The 23,195-nt window shown below is 42.7% G+C and carries 21 protein-coding genes; 9 read left to right on the top strand and 12 right to left on the bottom strand.

Features of this window, described 5'->3' with window-relative positions; genetic code table 11:
- Positions 1-222 precede the first annotated feature (222 nt).
- A complete protein-coding gene (locus tag AC1RM2_RS22670; protein WP_439696058.1) occupies positions 223-948 on the bottom strand; it encodes a copper homeostasis protein CutC in 726 nt (241 codons plus the stop codon).
- Positions 949-1,092: 144 nt separating this feature from the next.
- Between AC1RM2_RS22670 and AC1RM2_RS22665 the strand changes: the two genes are divergently transcribed.
- Positions 1,093-1,377 (top strand): type II toxin-antitoxin system RelE/ParE family toxin, encoded by a 285-nt coding sequence (locus tag AC1RM2_RS22665; protein WP_492987435.1) that lies wholly within the window; start codon positions 1,093-1,095, stop codon positions 1,375-1,377.
- An 11-nt stretch (positions 1,378-1,388) separates the two neighbouring features.
- Complete coding sequence (locus AC1RM2_RS22660; RefSeq protein WP_492987434.1) at positions 1,389-1,688, top strand: HigA family addiction module antitoxin; 300 nt, start codon at positions 1,389-1,391, stop codon at positions 1,686-1,688.
- A gap of 46 nt (positions 1,689-1,734) precedes the next feature.
- On the opposite strand, the gene AC1RM2_RS22655 is transcribed toward AC1RM2_RS22660, so the two are convergent.
- Together AC1RM2_RS22655 and AC1RM2_RS22650 are read right to left on the bottom strand one after the other, a co-directional pair.
- Entirely contained in the window at positions 1,735-2,946 is a 1,212-nt protein-coding gene (locus AC1RM2_RS22655; RefSeq protein ID WP_492987433.1) for a PepSY-associated TM helix domain-containing protein, read from the bottom strand.
- Between the two features lie 179 nt (positions 2,947-3,125).
- Positions 3,126-5,594 (bottom strand): TonB-dependent siderophore receptor, encoded by a 2,469-nt coding sequence (locus tag AC1RM2_RS22650; protein ID WP_492987432.1) that lies wholly within the window; start codon positions 5,592-5,594, stop codon positions 3,126-3,128.
- 171 nt (positions 5,595-5,765) lie between these two features.
- Here AC1RM2_RS22650 and AC1RM2_RS22645 point away from each other — a divergent pair, with 171 nt between their 5' ends.
- Complete coding sequence (locus AC1RM2_RS22645; protein ID WP_492987431.1) at positions 5,766-7,076, top strand: polysaccharide deacetylase family protein; 1,311 nt, start codon at positions 5,766-5,768, stop codon at positions 7,074-7,076.
- A gap of 42 nt (positions 7,077-7,118) precedes the next feature.
- Here AC1RM2_RS22645 and AC1RM2_RS22640 read toward each other — a convergent pair whose 3' ends face one another.
- The 3 genes from AC1RM2_RS22640 to AC1RM2_RS22630 are packed head-to-tail and all read right to left on the bottom strand — an operon-like array spanning position 7,119 to position 9,936.
- Positions 7,119-7,538: a hypothetical protein gene (locus AC1RM2_RS22640; RefSeq protein WP_492987430.1), complete on the bottom strand. Its 420-nt coding sequence runs from the start codon at positions 7,536-7,538 to the stop codon at positions 7,119-7,121.
- Between the two features lie 47 nt (positions 7,539-7,585).
- Positions 7,586-8,038 carry a DUF2314 domain-containing protein gene (locus tag AC1RM2_RS22635; protein ID WP_492987429.1) on the bottom strand — a complete coding sequence of 151 codons (453 nt, stop codon included), beginning with the start codon at positions 8,036-8,038 and terminating at the stop codon, positions 7,586-7,588.
- Between the two features lie 32 nt (positions 8,039-8,070).
- The gene (locus AC1RM2_RS22630; RefSeq protein WP_492987428.1) at positions 8,071-9,936 is read right to left on the bottom strand and encodes a CocE/NonD family hydrolase; all 1,866 of its coding nucleotides are present in this window, start codon (positions 9,934-9,936) and stop codon (positions 8,071-8,073) included.
- A 361-nt stretch (positions 9,937-10,297) separates the two neighbouring features.
- On the opposite strand from AC1RM2_RS22630, the gene AC1RM2_RS22625 reads away from it, so the two are divergent.
- On the top strand, positions 10,298-11,536 hold the full coding sequence (locus AC1RM2_RS22625) for an endo-beta-N-acetylglucosaminidase H (RefSeq protein ID WP_492987427.1): 1,239 nt from the start codon (positions 10,298-10,300) through the stop codon (positions 11,534-11,536).
- Positions 11,537-11,596: 60 nt separating this feature from the next.
- Here the strand turns inward: AC1RM2_RS22625 and AC1RM2_RS22620 are convergent, their stop codons facing one another.
- The 5 genes from AC1RM2_RS22620 to AC1RM2_RS22600 form a co-directional block, all read right to left on the bottom strand.
- On the bottom strand, positions 11,597-12,025 hold the full coding sequence (locus AC1RM2_RS22620) for a GNAT family N-acetyltransferase (RefSeq protein WP_492987426.1): 429 nt from the start codon (positions 12,023-12,025) through the stop codon (positions 11,597-11,599).
- A gap of 68 nt (positions 12,026-12,093) precedes the next feature.
- The gene (locus AC1RM2_RS22615; protein WP_492987425.1) at positions 12,094-13,284 is read right to left on the bottom strand and encodes a phosphoglycerate kinase; all 1,191 of its coding nucleotides are present in this window, start codon (positions 13,282-13,284) and stop codon (positions 12,094-12,096) included.
- A 101-nt stretch (positions 13,285-13,385) separates the two neighbouring features.
- Positions 13,386-13,820 carry a GNAT family N-acetyltransferase gene (locus AC1RM2_RS22610; protein ID WP_492987424.1) on the bottom strand — a complete coding sequence of 145 codons (435 nt, stop codon included), beginning with the start codon at positions 13,818-13,820 and terminating at the stop codon, positions 13,386-13,388.
- A gap of 84 nt (positions 13,821-13,904) precedes the next feature.
- Positions 13,905-14,906: a type I glyceraldehyde-3-phosphate dehydrogenase gene (gap, locus tag AC1RM2_RS22605; protein ID WP_492987423.1), complete on the bottom strand. Its 1,002-nt coding sequence runs from the start codon at positions 14,904-14,906 to the stop codon at positions 13,905-13,907.
- A 116-nt stretch (positions 14,907-15,022) separates the two neighbouring features.
- Positions 15,023-15,643 carry an MraY family glycosyltransferase gene (locus AC1RM2_RS22600; protein ID WP_492987422.1) on the bottom strand — a complete coding sequence of 207 codons (621 nt, stop codon included), beginning with the start codon at positions 15,641-15,643 and terminating at the stop codon, positions 15,023-15,025.
- Positions 15,644-15,812: 169 nt separating this feature from the next.
- On the opposite strand from AC1RM2_RS22600, the gene AC1RM2_RS22595 reads away from it, so the two are divergent.
- A complete protein-coding gene (locus AC1RM2_RS22595) occupies positions 15,813-16,904 on the top strand; it encodes an acyltransferase family protein (protein WP_492987421.1) in 1,092 nt (363 codons plus the stop codon).
- 55 nt (positions 16,905-16,959) lie between these two features.
- Here AC1RM2_RS22595 and AC1RM2_RS22590 read toward each other — a convergent pair whose 3' ends face one another.
- Positions 16,960-17,421 carry a redoxin domain-containing protein gene (locus tag AC1RM2_RS22590; protein ID WP_492987420.1) on the bottom strand — a complete coding sequence of 154 codons (462 nt, stop codon included), beginning with the start codon at positions 17,419-17,421 and terminating at the stop codon, positions 16,960-16,962.
- A gap of 206 nt (positions 17,422-17,627) precedes the next feature.
- On the opposite strand from AC1RM2_RS22590, the gene AC1RM2_RS22585 reads away from it, so the two are divergent.
- The 4 genes from AC1RM2_RS22585 to AC1RM2_RS22570 all read left to right on the top strand — a co-directional run bounded on the left by AC1RM2_RS22585 (position 17,628) and on the right by AC1RM2_RS22570 (position 22,662).
- Positions 17,628-20,021 (top strand): ABC transporter permease, encoded by a 2,394-nt coding sequence (locus AC1RM2_RS22585; protein WP_492987419.1) that lies wholly within the window; start codon positions 17,628-17,630, stop codon positions 20,019-20,021.
- Positions 20,022-20,423: 402 nt separating this feature from the next.
- Complete coding sequence (locus AC1RM2_RS22580) at positions 20,424-21,317, top strand: DUF4349 domain-containing protein (protein ID WP_492987418.1); 894 nt, start codon at positions 20,424-20,426, stop codon at positions 21,315-21,317.
- Between the two features lie 202 nt (positions 21,318-21,519).
- Positions 21,520-22,407: a DUF4349 domain-containing protein gene (locus tag AC1RM2_RS22575; protein WP_492987416.1), complete on the top strand. Its 888-nt coding sequence runs from the start codon at positions 21,520-21,522 to the stop codon at positions 22,405-22,407.
- Between the two features lie 60 nt (positions 22,408-22,467).
- Positions 22,468-22,662 (top strand): hypothetical protein, encoded by a 195-nt coding sequence (locus tag AC1RM2_RS22570; protein WP_090651678.1) that lies wholly within the window; start codon positions 22,468-22,470, stop codon positions 22,660-22,662.
- The last annotated feature ends 533 nt before the right edge of the window (positions 22,663-23,195 follow it).

Here is a 23,195-nt window from a genome sequence, read left to right as displayed (position 1 = left end):
CAAATCTTTCAGTATTACTAAATTAATTAGCAATCAATTCATTATTAAACAGATAAGATTTAAGGGTGAAATGCTTCTATCCACTCCGCTTATCCCGATGGCATTGTTTCGAGTAGAAATATTTTATCTTTTTTGCGGAGTTAATCTTCACTAAATAACGGCAATAGCACGGTAAAAAACTGCTTCATAATCAACCAGGACTGTACCTTAATTATAGCATTTTTAGCCTTTCAAAACCGCCACCATCGCCCTCACTTCATCCTCATCAGCTATATAAACATGGCCATAATCGCTTACTTCTTTATTAATATAAGTTAAAGGATTTGGCGCTATTGCGCGTGCCGACGAATGGTATTCTGTTGCATTACTTTCGCCTATAAGTTTTTGCAGATTGGTTGATTTAACACCGGCACCGGGCATAATGGTAATGCGGCCGGCGGCTTGTTTAACCAGTTCACCTAACAACTGGCCGGCATCGGGCGCCGCGCTTTTTTGGCCGGAAGTGAGTACCCGCCGGCATCCGCAGGCTATCAGTTCTTCTAACGATTTAAAAGGATCGGGCGTACCATCAAACGCCCGGTTGCAGGTAACGCTCATTGGGCCAGCCCATTCAACAATGCGTTTCAGCCATTCGGTATCAATCTCGGCATCTATGGTTTGTGTGCCTACCGAAATGCCATTACAGCCCAGCTCGCGGCAAATTTGTATATCGTGCTTAATAATGGCATATTCATCCTCATTGTAAAAGTAATTTCCAGACCGCGGCCTGATGATAGGGAACAAGTCGATACCTATTTTATCGCGCACCTGTTTTATGGTGCCATAGCTCGGTGTAGTACCGCCTTCAATAGGGTTATCACATAATTCAACCCGCGCAGCACCGGCGCGTTCGGCTATAATACAGGTTTGAATAGTAAAGGCGCATACTTCGAGAATCCTGGCAGGCATATTTGTTATTTGTTAAGTTGTAAACATACAAGGATTATTCCCTTACTAACAACAGGCCCAATAAATTCAATAGTTTACATGTTAAAAGTATTGACTGTTAAAATTGCATACTGTATATTTACAATATACAGTATTGCTTAAGCAATGATAAAGTCTATACAACATAAAGGCTTGAAATTATTTTGGACTAAAGGAGATTCCAGCAAACTTCAATCTGAATATATTCATAAAATTAAAAAACTTTTAAATATTATAGAATATTTGGAAAGGGTGCCACAAGATCTGGAAGGCTTTAAAAACTTGCGGCCACATCCTTTAAAAGGTGACCTGGACGGTTTTTGGTCGCTTGATGTTTCAGGAAATTGGAGGACTATTTTCAGGTTTGACAATGGAAACGCCTTTGATTTAGACTATTTAGATACGCATTAAATTCAGGTAAAATGGAAAGAGCATTAAACACAAATATCCATCCGGGGATAATTTTAAAAGAAGACATCATAGAAGCAAACGGCCTGAGCGTTAGTAAAGCTGCCGATTTATTAGATATATCAAGGTTAACCCTATCTAAAATAACAAACGGCAAAGGATCTATTACACCTAACATCGCATTAAGAATTGAAGGTGTTTTTGGAGGCAATGCAGATTTTTGGCTTAGAATGCAACGAGGGTATGATTTGATTGAAGAAAAAATAAAATTCCTAAACAATCCACCCAAGTTAACTCATTTTGAGCTGGCCTGATATTCGGGCTATATTGCCAGATATTAAACAAACCATCAACCTCAATTTAAACCAATTCCAGCTTCCTATAGGTTTTAGTTTTTTTACGGGTACGGTTAAGCCACATCATTACCCCTGTTACCGGGAATATGAGTGATAAAAGGCATACAATAAAACTGATTATTTTGGTAGGCAAGCCGTAAACCGAGCCGGTATGTACCGGTTTTACGTAAGCCCTTACCCGCTGGCCTAAACTTTTGGCGGCAAACAGTTGCGCGCCTGCTATGTCGCCGCTATATTGGTCAACGTAATAGGTATCGGCAGTGGTTTCAACTGCACCCTTAGGTAAAATGTTTATGCTGTAAACCGCCAGTGAGTCTTTAGGCACCCTTACCGTATAATAATCTGCCAATGCGGTTTGTGCTGCTACTGCCTGTAATGCGGCATCTGCCTTTAAAGCTTCGGCCCCGGCCTGGTACTTTGATTGCGGTGCTTTAGGCTGCTCTTTTACCAGCTTTGAGCCGGTTATAGCAAACAAGGCCTGATTGGCAAGCTTAAATGTCATGATCAAACCTGTTAATGTAATTACAATTAAAAATAACGAAGTGTAGAAGCCGGTAACCAGGTGCAAATCGTGCACCAGCCGTTTGGTACTGCCGCCCCACTTTATTTTTAACCGCTGCTTCATAATGTTTTTGGTTTTAGGCCACCACAGTATTACCCCGGTTATTAATATAAACAAGAACAGCAACGTTGAGATTGACACCACCCAATCACCAAGGCTATCCTTACCTGCCAGCAAAAACCGGTGAAACATCTCGGCCGAGTACAGGAACGATTGCTTGCGGCTGTATTGCCCTGTTACCTGGCCGGTATAGGGGTTTACAAACACGCTTAAATTTGCCCGGTCGGCCTCTTTAGCTTTTTTATCCTTATCGCCCTGTGCCTTTGCGGGCCTGCTTTTTTCGGCCTGGGCAGCATTATCTTTTTCACCTTTCTTCTCGGGTACAATTAAGCCAATCTCAACCGTTCTTGTGGCATCATTATAAACCATTGCCGATGCCAGCTTTGCTTTGGGAACGTGCTTAAGGGCTGCCTTAATCATTTGCTCCAGCGGCACCCGTGTGGCTGCGGCCTGTACGTAATAAAGTTTGGGGTGCAGGGTATGCTCAATTTCTTTTTCAAAAACCAGCATAGTGCCCGTGAGGCATGAGCAAAAAATAACAATGCCTGCTGCAAGGCTCAAATAAAGATGTATGGTACGGAAAAATACTTTCATGGCTTTCATTACAAAACCGGGTATACTAACGCATATCCCGGTTTGTTTATTAATATGTATTAGTAAGTCAATCGTCCCAAGTCGTAAGTCTAAAGTTGATTTTTTTCTTTTCTACTTAGAACTTAAGACTTTAGGCTTAAGACTATCCCTCAATTTATCGTTGACACGACTTTAGTGTATTAAAAACTATAACTCACGGTAGTTAAAAACTGCCTTGGCGCTATTGGGTTAATACTATAATTTTCATGCACATTGTAGTTAAGTACATTGCCTATATTGGAGATTTTACCAATGATAGAAACCTTTTTATAGGTGTAACCAACCGAGGCATCAACCGTGGTAAAGCCCGGTACATTAACCAGCCTTGATATGGTTTGAGTTTGCCCAACCGTGTTGGCGTTACCCGCTATACGGTTACCCAGGTAGTACACGGAAGCTTCCACTTTAAAACCTTTCAAATCGCCATTGTAAAAATTGTAGAATGCGCTGGCATTGGCGGTGTGCTTAGGTACGTTTATTAATGGCTGGCCGGCTATATTACTGCCAACCGATGTTGATGTTTTTGAGTAACGCGCATTGGTATAGCTGTATCCGGCCATCAAATCGAGCCCCTTTACCGGGTGGCCTGCAATATCAAGTTCAACACCGTCGCTTTTGGTTTGGCCAACAAGTTCCTTGATATTGGTATTAATGTTCACTGTGGTTCCATCGGCCAAAAACGGCGCTGTTTGGGCCAGGTTATTATTGATAATACGGTATGCCGTTACATTTACTGATAAATTACCGTTCAGGAAATCGTTTTTAACACCGGCCTCAAACTGATCTACCAATGATGGCGAAAGTGGTTTATTATTAACATCTACCCCTGTATTGGTGATAAAAGAGTTGGAGTAGCTTGCAAATAACGCCGTATTGGCCACAGGCTTATAAACTATACCAACGCGGGGCGAAAATGCCTTATCCTCTTTACCGGCAGCTTGTACAGCTAAAGCAGGGCTTGAAATATAATAGTTGGTAACCGATGTCGGCGCTACATACTGATACGACCAGCGGATACCGGCTAACACCTTAACTTTATCTGATATGCTTATCAAATCATTAAAGTAAGCCCCAAAGCGGTTTGTTTTTGTAAGGATACGGTATAAAGGGTTCATCTGCGGCTTATTGGTGCGCAGGGTATATTTATTTACATTAAAAATATTGATAGTATCGTAAACCGCCGGTTTTAACGATGTACCATTATCCCAATAGCTTGATACCTTATTGATGGTTGCCACGTAGGTATAAGCCGTGTTGTTGTACCTGTCGGCATCAATACCAACTAAAATGTTATGTTTTATGGCGCCTGTATTAAACTGGCCGGTTACATTAAACTGGCCGGTGTAATAATCTTCCAGTGTTTTTGCACGGTTAAGCGTACGGCCCCAATCGCCGGTTGCATCGGGCAGTACACGCTCGGTAGTTTGATACTGCCTGTTAAAATGCTGGTAATTTATACCGCCGCTTATTTGCCACAAGCTGTTAATTTGATGGTTAATGGTAACTGTACCTGTTGACTGTTTGGTATTCCCTGTCGACCATGAAGCGCCCAGGTAGCGGTTGCGCGGCACATTGGCTATTACGTTGTTTATTTGCCCGGTTCCAAAATCGGGTGTAAAATCGTAGTTCAGGTAATCGCCCTCAACTGTAATGGTTGTTTTATCACTTACTTTATAAAGGAACGAAGGGTTGATGTACTCCCGTTCGGATTTTACATTATCGCGAAAGCTGTTCGCCTTCTCGTAGGTGCCATTTAAACGATAAGCCAGTTTAGAAGTTATCGGACCATAAACATCAAACGACGGGCGGTACAAATCATAGCTCCCGTATGTCATAGATACTTTGCCGCCTGCCTCAAACAATGGCTTTTTAGTTACCATATTTAAAATACCACCGGGCGCTACGTTACCATATAATAAAGCCGCACTGCCTTTTAATACTTCAATACGGTCAAGCGAGCTTACTTCGGGCACAACACCGGAGTTTACCCGGAAACCATTTTTAAACATATTGGTGCTCGAAAAATTGTAGCCACGTGCACCAAAAGTTTCCTGGGTATTGCCGCGGGCGCTATACAGGTAAACGCCATTAACATTCCTGATTACATCACTTAACCTGATAGATTGCTGCTGGGCAAGCGTATTGCTGCTGATAACCATAACGCTTTGCGGCAAATCCATAGGCGCTACATTCATTTTACCAATAGTAAGCTTTTTGGTGTTGATGGTTTTTGTTGACGAAATAAGCACCTCATCCAGCTGCGCCGAAGTTTCATTTAAGGTAAAATTTACCTGGGTAGTTTGATTGGCCACCACGGTAACCGTTTGCTGCTCGGCTTTAGTGCCCATAAAGCTGGTAACTAAAGTATATACTCCCGGCTTAATGTTAACAAAGGTAAACGAACCATCATCAATGGTAGTGGTGCTTTTGTTTAAGCCTTTGATAGCTACAGTAACGTATGCTGCCGGTTTACCATCATTGGTTTTTACAAAGCCATTAATTTTGCCGCTATTGCCATCATCATCGGCTTTAAGGGTTAAAATATTTATAAATACGAAAAGAAAGAGGAGGGTAAATTTTTGCAGGAAGTTGTGTATATGATCTGACATTCTATTTAGATTAAGTCTAATTAAGCGCAAAAATAACAACTCAATTTTAATTCACAACTTTTATTTAGAATTAGTTTAAATAAGGTCGTCCTTCCATTGAATAACTATTTCGTTACAGGGATAAAGGGAACAACCATCTGCATATATTAGCTTTTGTAAATCCTCCCCCAAATGAAAAAGCTTTTCGCGGCCTTGTTGTTCATGCTGTTGTTTATGAACTATTTAAAGGCACAGCCTGGTAAAACTGAAATAACCAAATGGCAATATGACCGCAATGGCGCGGTATCCGTTACCTGGGATGATGGATCCATCAACCAGTTTAAGGTAGCGCTGCCTATTTTAAACAGGCTGGGAATCAAAAGCACGTTTTTTATTATCACGGGGCAAATACCCGGTTCGCAGTACCAGGCAAAATTTACTGGGAGGCCTTTGAAACAAATAATTGCCGAAACCGCCACAATTCCTACTAACAAAGAGAATTTTTACGAGCGTGCATCCGCCGCGGGGCACCTGGGGCTTGTTGGCACGCTCGACTATCATTATAAAGCCGGTTCGTTAATTGACGATAACAAACCCGGAGCGGCCTATAAGGTGATAGATGAACTATACAGTAAAGTGCGTCATGGTGATTTTAAACCAGGCATTGAGCATAACACCGAGTACAATGATGCTCACGGCACAACCTGGGCGCAAATTAAACAATACACTGCGCAGGGGCACGAATTTGCCAGTCACATGGTTACCCACCCGCGCCTGGCCGCGCTCGACGAGCCCAATATGCTTTATGAGATGGAGAAAAGCCGGCTGGATATTTTGCATAACCTTGGCCTACGATACACTTTTAGCGCCGAAGGGCCCTTTGGCACCGAAAACGAGCGGGCGGTAGCATACCTAAGCAGGGTTTACCCGGCACTGCGCAACCGCATGCCCGAACCGTGGCTGAAAGAGATTAGCAGGGGGAATAAAGAGACGCCCGGCAATACCGATAAACCTTATGTACAGTACCAGCGCGGCGCCACCACCAAAACACCGCTGCCTATGATGAAGGACTGGGTTGATACTACCATGAACAGGCAGGATACATGGCTGGTACTTACCCACCACGGCGTCCAGGGCATTGGCTGGGAGGCCTTACCTGCTACCGAGCTGGATGAGTATTTTACCTACATCAAAAACCACGAAGACAAACTTTGGATTGCCACCTTTGGCGATGTTACCAAATATATGCGTGAACGCCAAAGTGCCAATCTTACCACCGGCGTTGAAAATGGCAAACTACTCATAAAAGTAAGTCACCCGCTTGATAAGCGGTTTTACAATATGCCACTTACGCTTAAAACCTATTTACCTGCCGGGTGGAAAAATGCTAAGGTAACGCAAGGTGGTAAGGCTGTTGATGTCAGATTGATTCGAAATAAACAGGGCGATTATGTGCTTTACCAGGTTAAAGCCAGTACACTTGCAATTATAACAAAATTATAAACCTGGTAAAGCAATCGGGGATTTATCCGCTATCCAATACCCTTAATCGAAAACTATTGTATCGGGTCCCGAAACCTTGCTGATGTGGCAGGCACATCCGCCTGCAATTTTTACTATGGCAGTTTTAATTTGATGAGTTGATGGATTTGTTGCCGTAATTTGTACATTATCGCCACTTGTAGAGAATTTATTGATAAGGCCATCGTTGGCAATGGTTTTAAATGCAGGTGAGAATCCCGGATCAATAACACCCGGAACTACAATAACAGAATCGGAACGCAGGTTTTTTGCAGCAAAGTTTTCAACGGCTACTCCGTCTCCATTTTTGTCAACGAAGCGAACGCCAACGCTTACAAATTCCTGCGTACAAGTGGTGATAGTGCAAGCAGGTTGCTGTCTGTTTTTGTTGCAGGCTGTAAAGGATGAGGTAATAAGAAGCAGCAGTAATATTCTCCTGATCATGATAGTGGTTTTATATCATTACGGAGTATGAGATCAGAATGCTACAGTTAATTATCCTTGCTCTTCAGATACTTTTCCGAAAAATCGCCTGCTATTCTTTCATTATTTCTAAACACCGCCCAATCTTCAACATCTATCTTTTTAATGGCAATTTTATCGCCGTTTTTTATTTTTTTGAGATTGAAAGGCGAATCAATAAATACAGCTCTAAAAACACTGTTACTGTACCCTACAATCTGCGACCACATATGTTCGTGATTTGTGTCTTCTACAAAGTCAGACTTTACTATAAAACGGTAGTTGTTATAGTCTGCACCATGTTCTTTTAGCAGATCTAAAAACTCAGGCATATGTTTTTGGGCCGTATCTTTTAATTTTAGAAATTCAGCATCATCTTTTTTTAACCTAACAGATTGATACTTTACATCTTTCTCAACTTTAGTTTGGCCGAAAGATTGGGCACTGATAAGAACCAATAAGAGAAATAGCATTTTCCTCATAAGCATACTGTTGATATTGTTTGTTTCTTTCTTTATTCTATCACCCTGACTTTCAAAAGGCTTGGCTCATCTTTAGATGTATAAACCTTGTGGGTTGCCTTTTTAAAATCGGTGTCCTTAGCTTTCATAATATCCTGGAATTGCTGAGTATTACGATCAATCAGCGGGAACCAGCTGCTTTGCACCTGCACCATCAGGCGATGGCCTTTTTTAAAGGTGTGCAATACATCCTGTAACTCAAAATTAACAGGGGTTACTTTGCCGGGTACAAAAGGCTCGGGCTTATCAAAACCATTGCGGAATTTACCGCGCATGGCCTCGCTGCGTACCATTTGCTGGTAGCCGCCCAGGTAAACATCCTTGCCGGTAAACTTGTCGTTTTTGGTCGAGTCGGGGTATACGTCAATTACTTTAACTATCCAATCGGCATCGGTGCCAGTTGTTGATACTTTAAGGTTGGCCCAAATGTTGCCTGCAAGGGTTACATCTTTGTCAAGCACATCGGTTTCATAAGTCAACACATCAGGGCGTTGCGATGCAAAGCGCTGGTCGGCGGTCATGTACTCACGTTTCATGTCGTTTTCAATCGTACTGATGAATGGCACCGGTTTGTTGGGATCAGACACAAACTCGTCAAAACTATCGCCTGCTGCTGGGGCATCAAATGAAAGTTTACCGCCGGGCAGCAGGTACAGGCTTTTATCAACGGCTTCTTTTGGCGGCCAGGTTTTATAAGTTTTCCATTGGTTAACACCCGTTTCAAACGTCGAAACCGGTTCCAGGTTAAGGTCGGTACCTTTCAAGTAGTGGCTAAAAAAAGCAAATTCAATTTTTTCGCGGTAAAAGGGGCCTGTAGGGCCGCCAAAACCAATATCGCCTAAATGATCGCCGTCGCCACGGGCCCAACCGCCATGCACCCAGGGGCCCATGGTAAAGTAAACCGGGGTTTTAGGATTTTCCTTAACCAGTGTTTTGTATGTGTTGATAGCGCCGTACAAATCTTCAGCATCATACCATCCGCCGGTAACCAGCACTGCAGTTTTTATATCGTGCAGGTGGTAAAGTACATTACGATCTTTCCAATGCTGATCATAGTTGGGATGATCAAGCATCTCGTTCCATAAACGGATGGTATCTTTATAATATTTATCGTTGGAGTTTTTTACCGATCCCATCCTCATAAAAAAGGCATAACCATCATTTGTGCCGGCGTTAAATCCGTTGCCACGGCGTTGTGTGGGTTTATCATCCTGGCGGTTGGTAAAAAACGGGTAGAAGCCAAAATTGGCGGTAAGCATAAACGCGCCGTTATGAAAAGCGTCGTCGCGGTACAAATCGGCCATTGGCGCCTGCGGCGATGCAGCTACCAATGCCGGGTGACGGCTTAACAATGCAGCAGTTGTATAAAACCCGGGGTAAGAAATGCCCCAGACGCCCACTTTGCCGTTGTTGCTTTTAATGTTCTTCAGCAACCAGTCAATAGTATCATAGGTGTCAGTACCTTCATCAACATCATTTTTGGTTTTGTGCACTTCCCTTTCAGGAGTCATCTCTTCAAAAATGCCTTCGCTCATCCAGCGGCCGCGTGCATCCTGGTAAACAAAAATATAGCCATCGTGCACAAATAACGACGACGGGCCAAGGCCGCTCTTGTAGGCATCAACACCATAAGGCGCCACACTGTACGGCGTCCTATCCATCATGATGGGGTATTTTTTGGTTTGATCTTTTGGCACATAAACCGATGTAAACAGCTTTTTACCGTCGCGCATGGGCACATTGTACTCGTACTTGGTGTAATTTGCCTTTATATAATCAGCATCGGGGCCTTTTGGCTGTGCATAGGCACAAAAACTTAGCAGCACAAAGCTTAAAGCTATGAGGAGGGATTTTTTCATGTCAACTTAATAGTTGCCCTAAAATAGTCGAATAAAATAAATTGGGCAAACTGGCGGTCTGGCATTTTATAAAATGAGTGTATTTGTTACAAAAAGCGATGCTTTTTTTTCGAATTAAACCATCGAGATAATTTATATTAATCAATATATTATTTTAATAAAATAATAAGCAATATTTGTAAGCGAAATCGCCGCTTAAATTGCCCTTTTGTTATAAACCAATAACCTGAAGTATAAATTCCCCGGTTATACCCAGGCAACCTGATAAGATAAATAAAATTGATATTTCACTAATTCCTGGCTGCACTGCGAGGGAACAAGACCTTTATATATCTATTTATTCATCATTTAAAACAACACTATGAGAACAAATTTTAATGTGTCCCTAACCAAAAACTTAACAGTTTTATTCGGCTCGCTTATGCTGATGACTGCCGCTTGTAAAAAAGACCAGGCACCCGCCGCTGTCGAATCGCCGAAAACAAACAACCCTTCAAAAGCCGGCACCGATGCCATAGGCGTAAGCGGCCCAAAGGGAGTTTGCTATGTAGAGGTAAACAACAATGATATCCGGAATGTGGGCAATTACTACCTGTCAACCGGGCAGCAGCTGTTTGATATCGCTATTATTTTTGCGGCCAATATCAACTACAACACCACAACACAAAAAGCAGAGCTATTTTTTAACACACAGGTAACTAATGTGCTTAGCAACAAAGCAACTTATATACAACCACTGCAGGCCAAGGGTATCAAAGTTTTACTATCCATTTTAGGCAACCACCAGGGAGCGGGCATCTGCAATTTTCCAGACCAGGCTTCGGCACAGGCCTATGCGCAATTATTGAGCAATGCCGTGACAACCTATGGCTTGGATGGAATTGACTTTGATGACGAATATGCCGATTATGGCACCAACAACACCGGGCAGCCAAATTCCAGCTCGTTTGTTTACCTGGTAACTGCTTTACGTCAGCTAATGCCTAATAAAATTATTTCCTTTTACGATTACGGCCCCGCGGCATCGCGACTAAGCTTTAATGGTGTAACTGTAGGGTCGAAAGTTGATTATAGCTGGAATGCTATTTATGGCACCTACTCGGTACCAAACGTACCGGGCCTTGCTGCTGCCAACCTTGGGCCCGCGGCCATTGACATTCAAAGCACCAGCGCATCAACTGCTGCTTCATTGGCTACCCAAACTGTAAATAATAATTATGGCATTTATTTGTATTACAACCTGCCAAACGCCGATACCCACACCTATTTAACCAGCGTATCTAACGCTCTTTACGGCCAGGCTACCACTTTTAATACAGGAACGCCTGCGGCGGGCGTTAATTTTTACCAGGATATTAATTACGCCGGTACCGCAACCGGTGCCATACCTAAGGGCAATTATACTTTAGCGCAGTTGCAGGCTTATGGCTTTGTAAACGATTGGGCATCGTCTATAAAAGTACCATCCGGATGGACTGTTACTATGTACAGCAATGATAATTTTGCCGGCACATCATGGACAATAACTGCCAATACCACCAACTTTACAACCCTATCGCCAAACGCCAATGACGTTGTATCATCGGTTAAGATAAACTAAAAAACAAGCGGGGCGGCTTTTCTGTCAGGAAAACCGCTCCGCTTTGCTTATTAAAATACCTTAGCTATAGCTCATCAAAAAATAATCGCCTGTTTTGCTCTCATTTCTTGCCTGGATTTGCCACCCTTGCGACCGGTAAAATGCCAAAGCGGTTTCGTTACGGGCTAAACACTTCAGCGTAACAGGTTTGTTAAGCATGGCAACCGCAGCATCCGACAACATTTTTCCCACACCTTTTTTGATATAAGCAGGATGAACAAACAGGTGGTGTATGAAATTATCGGGCAACCATAGTGATATAAAACCAATTACCGCGCCTTCATAATCGGCAACCAGGATCTTTTCTCCTTCGGTATCCCTGTCAAAATCATCCAGGCTATATCCGGACGTGTCAAACCAGGTAAATGTTTGTTTTCGGCTTATGAGGTAAATGTTTCTAAGGGCATGGCGGTCATCGTCTATAAAATCCCTTATTTGCAATTGGGTCATGGCTAATTAAAATACAAAAAGTCCGGCCGTTTAGTGGCCGAACTCTTTATTTTTATACCTTTTTATTATTATTCGTTGATAGCTTTTACACCTGGTAACTCCTTACCTTCCATGTACTCTAACAGTGCACCACCACCAGTTGATACGTAGCTAACTTCATCAGTGAGGTTAAATTTAGCAACAGCAGCGGCAGAATCGCCACCGCCAATCAGGGAAAATGCGCCGTTTTCGGTTGCCTTAACCACTGCCTCGGCAATAGCTTTGGTTCCTACTAAAAATGTTTCCATTTCAAATACGCCCATAGGACCATTCCATAAAATGGTTTTTGATTCTTCAACCACCTTGCTGAATATTTTTACCGTTTCGGGGCCGATATCCAATCCCATCCAGTTGTCAGGAATTTCGCCGGTTTTGGCAACGCCGGTTTTAGCATCGTTTGAGAAAGCGTCGGCAATAACGTTATCTACTGGTAAGTAAAGATTTACTCCTTTATCCTTAGCTTTTTGTCGTAGGCTGATAGCAAGATCAAGTTTATCGGCCTCTACTAATGAGGTACCGATATTACCACCATCTGCCTTGGCAAAAGTGTAAGCCATCCCACCACCGATGATAAGATTATCCACTTTATCCAATAGTTTTTCAATTAACTGAATCTTGTCAGATACCTTAGATCCTCCCATGATAGCCGTAAAAGGTTTTGCAGCGCCATTCAGGATTTTTTCGGCGTTAGCCAATTCGCCTGCCATCAGGTAACCAAAGTATTTGGCATCCGGGAAAAACTGAGCGATGATTGATGTTGAAGCGTGCGCACGGTGAGCTGTACCAAAAGCATCATTTACATATATATCGCCTAATTTTGAAAGCTTTTCGGCAAAGGCTACATCACCTTTTTCTTCTTCTTTATAAAAACGGAGGTTTTCTAACAACAGCACTTCGCCATTGCCCAGGTTTTTTGATTTTTCAACAGCTTCTTCACCGATACAATCATTGGCAAACTGCACCTGTTGGCCCAACAAATCAGAAAGGTGAGCAACTACGTGTATTAAAGAATCCTTTTCGTTCGGACCATCTTTTGGTCTGCCCAGGTGCGACATCAGGATAACCCTGCCGCCATCTTTCAAAATCTTTTTTATAGTTGGCAATGCTGCCGTCATCCGGTTATCGTCGGTAATGTTATAATCTTTATCCAAAGGCACGTTAAAATCAACCCTGATAAGGGCTTTTTTGCCTGCAAAACTAATTTGATCTACGGTTTTCATATAATTATATGGGTCGTTTAATGGTAAGGCGCGCAAATTCAGCATTTTATTCTAAATTCTTAACTAAAAAAGTAAAAAGCTGGTGTATTTTACCCAATATTTCACATTAACTTAACGTACATCACAAAATGCGGTCCTATTCCGGGCACGTCAAACTCGGCCGAAACAATCTCAAAACCAGTATTATGGTAAAACGCCACTGCCTTTTTGCGGGCATTGCACCAAACATAGTTTGCCTTTTGGCCACGCAGGTAGGTAAGTGCAAAATTAACCAACTGGTTTCCCAGCCCCTGTCCCCTATATTTTTCAATTGTAGCCATTCCCCTTAACTGGTAACCTGTGCCAATAAATTCGCCATAGTTTTGGGGGTGAAAAGATACGATACAGGCCAACTCATCGTCCCTATAGTGCCCCAAATGAAAAGCCCCGGCTATTTTATCTGTAGGGAAACGGCATTCTTCGGGCGTAAGGCGGCCTTCGCGCAATATTTCATTACGGATAGGCAGCAATTCTTCAACCTCAATAAATTTTATCATGTTTAAATAAGTAAGTGCCGATAGGGTACATTTTTTACTATGTACAACAACCGTCAGCTTTGTTATACCAAAAGGTAAATCTGCTTATATCTTTTTTAATTGGGCTATTTTTTCTACCAGGTCGGCAAGGCGACTGCTGTACCCCATTTCATTATCGTACCAGCCCACAACCTTTACCAGCCCCCCTACTATTGAAGTGAGTTGGGCATCAAAAATACAGCTATGAGTATTATCCAATATATCTGTTGATACTATCGGATCGTTGGTGTACTCCAATACATTTTTCATTGGGCCATCGGCCGCATGTTTAAATGCAAGGTTAATTTCACTAACGGTAGGCTGTCTTTTCAAACTACAGGTAAAATCGGTTAATGAACCATTGAGTACCGGTACCCTGATACCAGCGCCTCCTAAATGACCATCTAAGTGCGGAAATATAGCCGTTATTGCTTTGGCGGCACCCGTAGTGGTTGGAATTATAGAGGCCGACGCCGCGCGGGCACGCCTTAAATCTTTATGGGGGGCATCGTGTAAATTCTGGTCGCCGGTCATGGAGTGTATAGTGGTTATATAACCATCGATGATACCCCAGTTTTCATCGAGTATTTTTACCATAGCCGCTACATTGTTGGTAGTACAGGAGGCATTTGATAATATAGGCGATGATAAATCAACCTCACCATCATTAACTGCCAGCACCACTGTTGGCACGCTTTTATCTGTTGCCGGGGCCGATATGATAACCTGCTTTGCACCCGCTGTCAAATGTTTTTGAGCCCCCTCTTTCGATATAAATTTACCCGTCGATTCAATTACCAGATCTATGCCCAGGTGTTCCCACGGTAGCGCCGAAGGATTGTTTTCGGCCAAAACCTTTATCGCCTTACCATCAATATAAAGATTACCGGTATCAAAACTTACCTCGCCCTTAAAGCCGCGGTGAACCGAGTCGTATTTAAATAAATGGGCAAGGGTTTGGGTATCGGTAAGGTCGTTAATAGCCACAACCTCAATACCCGGCCTGGTTAGGATGTTACGCAAAAAAATGCGCCCAATACGCCCAAAACCGTTTATAGCAATCTTCATCTTATTTGTGTTTTATAAAGGGCGCAAAGTTAATGAAGATGAATGGCTAATTATAGCGCCCCCAATTTAGTGACGCTAAAACTACTTTACAGCAGATTGCCGGGGGGGAGATGTTATTAAGCAAAAAAGTTGCGAAGAGCAAAATGCTCACGTTCTTTTGATCGAAGGCTAAATGTTATAATCCAGTTGGCTATGATTGAAATTGCCAGGATAAGCACTATAAGTAAAGAATTACTAAGCCAGCCAAACATAAATACCATGGCTATTGACACTAAATTTAGTGCCGATAAACACAAAGTTGCTTGCAGGTGATTTAACCCCAACCTTAAAATACGGTGATGAATATGGTTTCTATCGGCCTCAAAAGGTGATTTTCCGCTTGCTATCCGCAAAGTAAATACTCTTAGAGTATCAAAAACAGGGCCTATTAATATAGCAATGGTTAATGCTGGCGCACAGCTGATGGCAGGCACACCTATGTGCTCAATTTTTGTAACCTCGATAAATTTAACGGCCATTACCGCCGATATTAAACCAATAAGCAATGCGCCGGTATCTCCCATGAATATTTTGGCCGGAGTAATATTGTATTTTAAAAACCCAATAATAGCACCCACCATAGCCAGCGAAATAGCCGCAAGTTCATATTGTCTGATGTACATAAATAAAAAGGCAAAAGTACTGTTTACAATAATACCCGTAGTTGCAGCCAAACCATCTATGCCATCTCTATCCAATTGAGCTACGAGTGCTTTTCGAAACGGAATGCAAAGATAGAATTTCTTTTTAATCTCTCATACTTTTTTTCAAAAAACCCATAAACCGCAGTTTTGCATGGTCTTACTTTGCTTCATAATTAGCTATTTGTTTTTATATCTTTAAATTTTTAACCGGATAATAACCAACGTGAAGTTTAACAATAGCGCCAGCCTTTTCTCCGAAATAAAATCGGTGCCTGCTATTTTAGATCAAAAAAAATATCCGTCGCTTGATGGGTTAAGGGCCGTTTCAATCATCATGGTGCTTATCCATCATTTCATCCTCAACTACAACCCTTATTTTCAAAGCCTTGTATTTATCGGCCCCCTGGGTGTTGATGTGTTTTTTGTGATCAGCGGTTTTTTAATCACCACTTTATGCATTAAGGAGAAAATCACAACCGGCGATTTATCGCTCAAAAACTTCTACATCCGCCGCGCGTTAAGAATCCTCCCGGTGGCTTACCTGTACATAGTGGTGATTGCCATACTTAATTATTTTTTCAAATTGCAGGTAGGCGCGTTAAGCTTTATTTCATCGGCGCTGTTCATCGCCAACCTTTCCTATTTCAGAAGGTTACAGTTCGACTGGAGCCTGGCCCATTACTGGTCGCTATCGGTCGAAGAACAGTTTTACCTTCTATTCCCGGTTTTTATCAAAAAGAAGTTTCAGCTATACGTAACTATCCTGCTGGTAATCATTCTGCTGGTGCCGGTACTGGTTTACCTTCAAACAATAATCGCTTTTTTAAATAACGGCGTGCTATCTGCAGCTTTACGTTACCTGGTTAAATTCCAGGGCATCGCTGTGGGTTGCCTGTTTTCGGTTTTGTTATTTAAAGGTTATTTAAACTTTGGCAAATTGAGCCTGGCGGCTACGCTGGTATCCGTTTTTATGATATTTTACCTAAAGTTCGATGCCTTTTTTACGCTGCAATCCTGCTTTATCAATTTGTTCATATCCATTTTTGTCGGCATTATCATTGTCAATAACATCAGCCCTAAAACTAATTTGATCTATAAATTTTTGAACTTGAAGGCCTTGAGCTTTATAGGCGTCCTATCGTACAGTATCTATATCTGGCAGCAACTATTCCTATCTAACGATACACGGTTCCCGCTTACCAAATATCCCATCAACCTGCTGTTCCTGGCGCTGGTGCCGGTGTTATCATATTTTTATTACGAGAAGTTTTTCTTAAAGCTGAAGAAACATTTTGCCAAAAACAAAAAGGCATAAAAAAGCCTGCCAGGCATTTCGGCTTAACAGGCTCAGTGTGCTTTAGTATACAAAATTATTTTACCACTTCGGCAATGGCCGCAAAGTTTGGCAGATCGGTAGCAACCTCCAGTACTTCGGCGTAAATGATATTTTGCTCTTCGTCGATAACAAACGCGGCACGTTTTGAAACGCCTTTTAAGCCCATTACAAAATCGGCATAAATGGCTTCGTAAGCGGTAGATACCTCCTTGTTAAAGTCCGACAACAAATCAAACTGGTAACCATTTTCTTCTTTAAACTTGGCCAGCGAAAAAGGCGAATCCACCGAGATGCCCAGTATGGTGGCGTTTAACCCATCGTAATAGCCAAAGCTATCGCGCATGGTGCATAGTTGCGTGGTGCAAACGCCGGTAAATGCCAAAGGGAAAAAATGTAATACCACCTTGCGTCCCTTAAAATCAGACAGTGATACAGTTTTCAACCCTGATGATACTAATGTAAATTGTGGTGCCGCCTGGCCTGGTTGTAATGACATAATGCGTGTTTTTATACTGCAAATGAATGATAATTAAATGAAAACATAGTAAATAAAGGGTCAAAATTTCACTACGATCTTTCTCGAGTGCGCCGCCATAATATCTCTGTTTACTGATATGGCAAAAACAAATCAGATCCATTTTCTTTCAACCCTTGATTAACTAAATATTTAGTTATAGCTTTACCCTATCAACCAATAAAGCTATGATCAGGAATTACATCAAAACCGCGTTCCGTTCCCTTTTAAAAAACAGGGGGTTTACTTTTATCAATATTATAGGGCTGGCGATGGGCCTGGCAACCTGCCTGCTTATTGTGCTGTACGTGGTTGATGAATTGAGCTACGACAGGTACAACACAAAATATGAACGCATTTACCGGGTAAATACCGATTTAAAATACGGCGGCGTTGTAACCTCATTTGCTATTGCCGCGCCACCGGTGGGCGATGCTTTAAAAAGCAATTTCCCTGAAGTAGAAAATGCGGTAAGGATTTCGCCTGCATTAAATATCCGCTTTAAAAAAGGCAGCCAGAATATTGCCGAAGATAAAGTGATTTATTGCGACCCATCCCTGTTTTCGATATTTACCCTGCCCATGATTAATGGCGACCCGAAAACCGCGCTTAATGATCCTAACGCCATTGTACTTACCGAATCGTCGGCCATCAAATACTTTAACAAAACCGACGTGGTAGGCCAAACACTCACCATTAATACAGATAGCATCCCGCATAAAATAACCGGGGTTGTTAAAGATGTACCCGTACAATCGCATTTTACGGCCGGCTTCTTCCTGTCCATTTTGTCGCAGGAATCATCGCGCGACAAAACGTTTAATCATTTTAGTTTCGGCACCTACATTTTATTGAAGCCAGGTGCAAGCTCTTCACATCTGGAAGCAAAGCTACCTGCCATGATACGCCAATGGCTTAACGGCAGTATGAATATGGATAAATTTGAAAAAGGCGGTAATTATATCCGCCTGAATTTAACGCCGCTAAAAGACATCCACCTGCAATCAAACCGCCAGCGCGAACTGGGGCCAAACGGCAACATTCAGTATGTATACATCTTCTCGGCCATTGCATTGTTCATATTGGTGCTGGCCTGTATCAACTTTATGAATCTTTCAACCGCCCGTGCTGCCAACCGTGCCCGCGAAGTTGGGGTGCGCAAAGTACTGGGCTCCTCGCGCTGGGCGCTCATCGTACAGTTCCTGTCCGAATCATTTATGGTTACCCTGGCAGCTACGATCATAGCGGTGTTAGTGGCATGGGCGTTGTTACCTGCATTTAACCAACTCGCAGGGAAACAAATAACGATAAGCAAGCAACTGGTTAGCTGGCTGTTGCCTGCTTTGGCGGCTATCATCATCATTGTTGGCATTGTTTCCGGCTCGTACCCTGCCTTTTTCCTGTCGGCCTTTCACCCTGCTCATGTTTTAAAGGGCAAAATATCAACCGGGTTTAAAGGAGGCATGCTGCGCAGCTTCTTGGTAGTATTCCAGTTTTCGATTTCCATTTTCCTGATCATTGGCACCATGATAGTTTACAACCAACTCAGGTATATCCAAAATAAAGACCTTGGCTTTAACCGCGACCAGTTACTACTGGTAAAAAATGTAAACGCCTTAAACAATCCGCAGCTGCTAAAACAGCAGGTAAAGCAATTACCTGGCGTTGTAAACGCCACACTTAGCGCCTACTACCCTACCAACACAACCCACTTCCCAAACAGCATCAGCAGCGAACATAAAAGCGGTTTGATGGCCGAATATTGGTCGGTTGATGAAGATTATCTGCATACTATGGGGATGCAAATGTTAACAGGCCGCGGATTCTCGAGCCAGTTCCGTTCCGACTCATCGGGCATGGTCATCAATCAAACAGCCGCCAATATCCTTGGCTTTAATAATGATGCCTTAAACAAAACGCTTACTACCGGGCAGGGGGCAAATGCAAGAACATATCACGTTATTGGTGTAGTAAAAGATTTCAACTTCAGTTCGTTAAGGGATAATATCAGTCCGCTGGTGATGGTGATGGACCAGGATTGGCGGCAGTTGCTTTGCGTTAAGGTGGATACCAAAAACCTGCCGCTTTTTTTAAGCCAGGCAGCTCATGAGTGGAAAAAGCTTGCCCCCAACCAGCAATTTGAATACTCGTTTATGGATACCGATTTTGACGCCCTTTACCGTACAGAGCAGCGCATGGGCAGCCTGTTTGTAGTATTTACCGCCCTTGCCATTTTGATAGCCTGCCTGGGCTTATTTGGCCTTGCAGCTTATGCCGCCAGCCAGCGTAACCGCGAAATAGGCATCCGCAAAATATTAGGTGCCGGGGTGTTCGGTTTGGTAACCATGTTATCAAAAGATTTCATCAAACTGGTACTGATTGCCATCGCTATTGCTACCCCTTTGGCCTGGCTGGTCATGCAAAAATGGCTGCAGGGCTATGCTTACCGGCAAAATATCCAATGGTGGGTATTTGTGCTTACAGCACTTACGGCTGTTGTAATTGCCATGATAACCGTGAGCTTTCAATCTGTTAAAACGGCTATGGCCAACCCGGTGGATAGTTTAAAGGAGGAATGTTAGTTCATTGGTTCGGTTAGTTCATTGGTTCGGTTAGTTCATTGGTTCACTGGTTCATTAGTTCATTGGTGAAAAGCTGGCAACACTTTGCGGGGACATAACATCGGCGGGTTGACTCACCCCAACGAGGCTACGCCCGTCTGCCCTCTCTCCGACTGCGTCGCATAGAGGGGCGAAAAAATAATAAAATAAAAATGGGGTTAACCCTCTTTGCGGCGCCAGCCGGAGAGAGGGTCGGCCAGCGCAGCGTAGCCGGGGTGAGTCGTGGCCAGCGTTCGACAAACACTACATTAAAGTCAATCTACCCTTACAGCCCCACAACTTTAATCCCCTGATAATCTCGTCCGTAGGGTTACCTAAATACCCTTTTTGGTATCAATAGTAACCAAAAAACAAATTAACATCATGAAAACAAAAATTTTTACTGCCCTTGCGGCGGGAGTATTGCTGCTGGGCGCATGTAAGGGAGGCAGGTCGGGAAATTACGAAGCTATTAACAACAGCAGCAGCGCCGATTCGGCTAAGTCAGGTAAAGAAACGATGGCCGATACCTCCTTATTTGTGCAGCCCAAGCTTGTAAAATCGGCCGATATGCGTTTCAAAGTAAAAAACGTACAGCAAACGGCCGAGAAAATAACAGCGCTCACGGTGAAAAATAACGGCATGGTAATGCACCACCAAATGGAGTCGTCGGCACAGGGTAGCCAGGATTACCGCATCAGTGGTGACTCCGTACGCAGGGTATCAGCATTTAATACCAACGAAGACATGACCATAAAAGTCCCCTCTGATAAACTGGAGGATTTTATGTACCAGGTGGCACATATGGGTACGCATGTTACCTTAAGCAAAATGGATATTGAAGATAAATCGCTCGATTATTTATCCGCAAAACTAAAACTAAACAGTCGTAAAGAACTCGTAGATCAGCAAAAGAAAGGCAAGGTAACCATCAAAAATCCGCTGAATGTATTGTTACTAAAGGATGATGTGGTAGACGGGCAGATTGACAATCTTAAAATAGATGCTGCCGTTAAGTTTAGCGTAATTACCCTTAACTTTTATGAAAGCAATACCATCATCCAGGAAAACATCGCCAACGATGATCCATCGGCCTATCAGCTATCTTTCGGCAAACGTTTTTTCAATTCGGTGGCTTACGGTTGGTTTTTGTTTACCGAATTAATTTTGGCGCTTACCAATCTTTGGGTATTTGTTTTAGCCGCGATAGGCGTGTGGATGTTATTCAGATATTATAAAAGAAAACACCCGGCTTTTTTAGGTGCGATAAAACCCTGAGTAGTTTTTCATTCCTTTCGGGAACGGTGACGAAGGGTATTGAAAATGGTGTAGAGCAGATGATGGTTAGATAATACCCATGAGCGGGTGAGTCTTTAACCAACGTCCAGCCAATCATCATAACTTACTGATTTTCTTAAACATAAGGGTTACCTAAATACCCTTTTTGGTATCAATAGTAACCAAAAAACAAATTAACATCATGAAAACAAAAATTTTTACTGCCCTTGCGGCGGGAGTATTGCTGCTGGGCGCTTGTAAGGGATCAGGCGGAGCCTACGACAAAGAAAAAAGTGCCGAAAACGCGGATACCGCAGGTTTGGCTATGGAAGTAAGTGCAAAAACCGAGAAATTAGATTCGGCTAAGCTGATTAAAACAGCCGATATGCGTGTAAAAGTAAAAGATGTTGGCAAAGCCACAGAAACGGTTACCGCCTTAACTGCAAAATATGGTGGCATGGTAATCCATCACCAAATGCAAACAACAAATGAAGGCAGCCAGGACCTTAGCGTCGGTAATGATTCTGTGATGCACATTTCTTCGTTTAGCAGCGTTGCCGATATGACAGTCAACGTTCCTCCAAATCACCTGGAAGATTTCATGAACCAGGTTGCCCAGATAGGGCTATATGTCGAGAACAGGAAAATGAACATCGAAGATAAATCTCTTGACTACTTATCATCAAAGCTCAAGCGCCAAAACAGGGAAAATGCGGTGAAGCAGGAGGCTAACACCGGTGAAAAGATTGACCCGGAAAAACAACTCACGGCTAAAGATGACATTGTCGACAGAAAAATTGCTAACCTTAAAACAGACCAGGATGTAAAGTTTAGTACCGTAATATTAAGTTTTTACCAAAGCAGAACGGTATTAAAAGAGGTACTGCCAAGTAATGATGCATCAGCATATCAGCTGCCTGCTTCTAAACGTCTGGTTAGCGCATTAATTTATGGATGGTCGCTTTTTATTAATCTGGCCGTTGGTTTCGCCAATATCTGGGTATTTGTTTTAGCTGCCATCGGTCTGTGGCTATTTTATAGGTATTATAAGCGAAAACACCCGACATTTTTCGGCACTATAAAATCATAAAATTTTAGTAGCATTTTCGGTAAACATTTCTATTTTTGCGGTACAAAAAATATCGGTATCATGGAGTCAATGGAAAACGCTAACGCAGAGAAACATTACAAACTATTAGTTGTCGCAATCATCATAGGCATTTTTGGTGTATTTATCCGTTTTGCAGGCGATGAAAACTCAGCTTATTTCTCATGGATAGCCAACGCAGCATTGTTAATTGGTACTCTGATAGCTTTAAAAGCTGTTTTTGCAATTATGAAGTAACCCCCCCGGCCCCCTGAAGGGGGAGGAAGAAAATATATTATAAAGAAGCCTCGTTCATTTTTTGGATGGGGCTTTTTTGATTTTATACATTTTTTAAAGCTTGTTATGCCCAGTTGTAAAATTGGCGAAATTATGACATCGATTTGCCGCCAATGCCATGCCGAACTTGTTTCAGCACCCCACATGCAAGGTGTACAACACGTTGGCTACCTGTCCTGTGGGATCCTGAAACAAGTTCAGGATGACTTCCGTTTTTCAACTAGTCAGGGAAGCATTGCGGGCAAAGGCCTCTCCGCGCGAGTCTTCGACAGGCTACCCATGACATGTTGGAAATAACCTCTTTGTCATTCTGAACGTAGTGAAGAATCTGTTAACCGACATGCATCGCCGACAGAAAAGTTCGCGTATAGATCCTTCATTACGTTCAGGATGACAATTCTCTTATTGTATGCCATTCCCCCCTTCAGAATTTTGCGAAATTTTACCACTCAGACTGACAAGCCTTCTCTTTTTCTTATAAAACTTTCTTTACC

The organism is Mucilaginibacter sp. GW822-FHT03E02, from assembly GCF_058801545.1.
The sequence above is the reverse complement of the archived record's forward strand: the minus strand, read 5'-3'. Positions and strand labels throughout refer to the sequence as shown.

Bases quoted from the DNA above. Each gene is read 5' to 3' on its own strand.
- AC1RM2_RS22670 (WP_439696058.1), bottom strand. From the start codon at position 948: ATGCCTGCCAGGATTCTCGAAGTATGCGCCTTTACTATTCAAACCTGT.
- AC1RM2_RS22665 (WP_492987435.1), top strand. From the start codon at position 1,093: ATGATAAAGTCTATACAACATAAAGGCTTGAAATTATTTTGGACTAAA.
- AC1RM2_RS22660 (WP_492987434.1), top strand. From the start codon at position 1,389: ATGGAAAGAGCATTAAACACAAATATCCATCCGGGGATAATTTTAAAA.
- AC1RM2_RS22655 (WP_492987433.1), bottom strand. From the start codon at position 2,946: ATGAAAGTATTTTTCCGTACCATACATCTTTATTTGAGCCTTGCAGCA.
- AC1RM2_RS22650 (WP_492987432.1), bottom strand. From the start codon at position 5,594: ATGTCAGATCATATACACAACTTCCTGCAAAAATTTACCCTCCTCTTT.
- AC1RM2_RS22645 (WP_492987431.1), top strand. From the start codon at position 5,766: ATGAAAAAGCTTTTCGCGGCCTTGTTGTTCATGCTGTTGTTTATGAAC.
- AC1RM2_RS22640 (WP_492987430.1), bottom strand. From the start codon at position 7,538: ATGATCAGGAGAATATTACTGCTGCTTCTTATTACCTCATCCTTTACA.
- AC1RM2_RS22635 (WP_492987429.1), bottom strand. From the start codon at position 8,038: ATGAGGAAAATGCTATTTCTCTTATTGGTTCTTATCAGTGCCCAATCT.
- AC1RM2_RS22630 (WP_492987428.1), bottom strand. From the start codon at position 9,936: ATGAAAAAATCCCTCCTCATAGCTTTAAGCTTTGTGCTGCTAAGTTTT.
- AC1RM2_RS22625 (WP_492987427.1), top strand. From the start codon at position 10,298: ATGAGAACAAATTTTAATGTGTCCCTAACCAAAAACTTAACAGTTTTA.
- AC1RM2_RS22620 (WP_492987426.1), bottom strand. From the start codon at position 12,025: ATGACCCAATTGCAAATAAGGGATTTTATAGACGATGACCGCCATGCC.
- AC1RM2_RS22615 (WP_492987425.1), bottom strand. From the start codon at position 13,284: ATGAAAACCGTAGATCAAATTAGTTTTGCAGGCAAAAAAGCCCTTATC.
- AC1RM2_RS22610 (WP_492987424.1), bottom strand. From the start codon at position 13,820: ATGATAAAATTTATTGAGGTTGAAGAATTGCTGCCTATCCGTAATGAA.
- gap (WP_492987423.1), bottom strand. From the start codon at position 14,906: ATGAAGATTGCTATAAACGGTTTTGGGCGTATTGGGCGCATTTTTTTG.
- AC1RM2_RS22590 (WP_492987420.1), bottom strand. From the start codon at position 17,421: ATGTCATTACAACCAGGCCAGGCGGCACCACAATTTACATTAGTATCA.
- AC1RM2_RS22585 (WP_492987419.1), top strand. From the start codon at position 17,628: ATGATCAGGAATTACATCAAAACCGCGTTCCGTTCCCTTTTAAAAAAC.
- AC1RM2_RS22580 (WP_492987418.1), top strand. From the start codon at position 20,424: ATGAAAACAAAAATTTTTACTGCCCTTGCGGCGGGAGTATTGCTGCTG.
- AC1RM2_RS22575 (WP_492987416.1), top strand. From the start codon at position 21,520: ATGAAAACAAAAATTTTTACTGCCCTTGCGGCGGGAGTATTGCTGCTG.
- AC1RM2_RS22570 (WP_090651678.1), top strand. From the start codon at position 22,468: ATGGAGTCAATGGAAAACGCTAACGCAGAGAAACATTACAAACTATTA.